General features: G+C 69.9%; 2 protein-coding genes. Both read left to right on the top strand.

Translation table 11 applies throughout. From position 1 onward, the window contains the following. The coding region (locus tag HUK84_RS19105; RefSeq protein ID WP_176641628.1) for an RNase adapter RapZ at positions 1-740 on the top strand (740 nt) is incomplete at its 5' end. After that, a partial coding sequence (locus HUK84_RS19100; protein WP_246285779.1) for a PTS sugar transporter subunit IIA occupies positions 737-1,209 on the top strand: 473 nt, incomplete at its 3' end. The genes HUK84_RS19105 and HUK84_RS19100, both read left to right, overlap by 4 nt.

Below are 1,209 nucleotides of genomic sequence, written 5' to 3'. Positions count from 1 at the left end.
CCACCCGCCGCCGCCACCCGCTGGCCATGCGCGGCACCGTCACCGAAGGGATCCAGGCGGAAATCGACCTGACCGCGCGCCTGCGCGCGGCGGCCGACATGGTGATCGACACCTCCGACCTGCCGCCGCCCGAACTGCGCCAGGTCGTGGAAATGCGCTTCGGCCCCGGGCGCGGCCATGTGGGCGAGGGGCTGACCGTCGCCCTGATGTCCTTCGCCTTCCCGGCCGGCCTGCCGCGCGAAGCCGACATGGTGTTCGACGCGCGCTTCCTGCGCAATCCCTACTACGATCCCGACCTCTCCGTCCGGACGGGGCTCGAAGCCGACGTGGCCGCCTATGTCGCCGCCGATCCGGACTACCGGCGCTTCCTCGACCAGATCGCCGCGATGCTGGACCTGGTGCTGCCCCGCTTCGTGCGCGAGGGCAAGAAATACGCCACCATCGCAATCGGCTGTTCCGGCGGCCGGCACCGCTCGGTCACGCTGGTCGAGGCCCTGGCCACGCACCTCGCGACCCGCCCCCACAACGACTCGCATATTGACAAGGCGATCGCTCCGTCCGATGTGCAATCGGACACGGTGGAGTCCGACATGGCGGATGGCGGGGCGGACATGACGGGCGCCTGGTCCGTCATCGTCATGCACCGCGAACTGGCCCGGCAGGGCCGCAGCAGCTGGCGCTGGGCCAGCCGGCCGAAAGAGCACGCGGCGGACGCCGCGGAAGGGCAGTATTCCTCATGATCGGTATGGTTCTGGTCACCCATGGCGCGCTCGGCGAAACCTTGAAACGCGCGATGGAACACGTGGTCGGGCCCCAGGCGCAGCTCGCCGCGCTGAATGTCGAACCGGGGGACGATCCGGTGCTGCGCCGCGCCGACCTGCAATCGGTGATCGCCGGTGTCGATACCGGCGACGGCGTGCTGCTGCTGACCGACATGTTCGGCAGCACTCCCTCCAATCTCGCCATCTCGACCATGGAACCGGACCGGGTCGAGGTTCTGGCCGGCGTCAACGTGCCCATGCTGGTCAAGCTGGCGCAGATCCGCAACGGCCATACCCTGGCCGAATGCGCAGCACTGGCCGAGGGCGCGGGCCGCAAATATATCTCCACCGCCTCGCACCTGCCGCCGCAATGCCTGGGCGGCGCGCGCAGTTGCCTGCTGGGCGACCGCGTCCCCGACATGCCGGCCCCGCCGTCGGCGGCGTATCG

Origin of the sequence: Nguyenibacter vanlangensis, assembly GCF_013376155.1 — a bacterium.
GTDB classification, from domain to species: Bacteria; Pseudomonadota; Alphaproteobacteria; order Acetobacterales; family Acetobacteraceae; genus Gluconacetobacter; species Gluconacetobacter vanlangensis.
The sequence above is the reverse complement of the archived record's forward strand: the minus strand, read 5'-3'. Positions and strand labels throughout refer to the sequence as shown.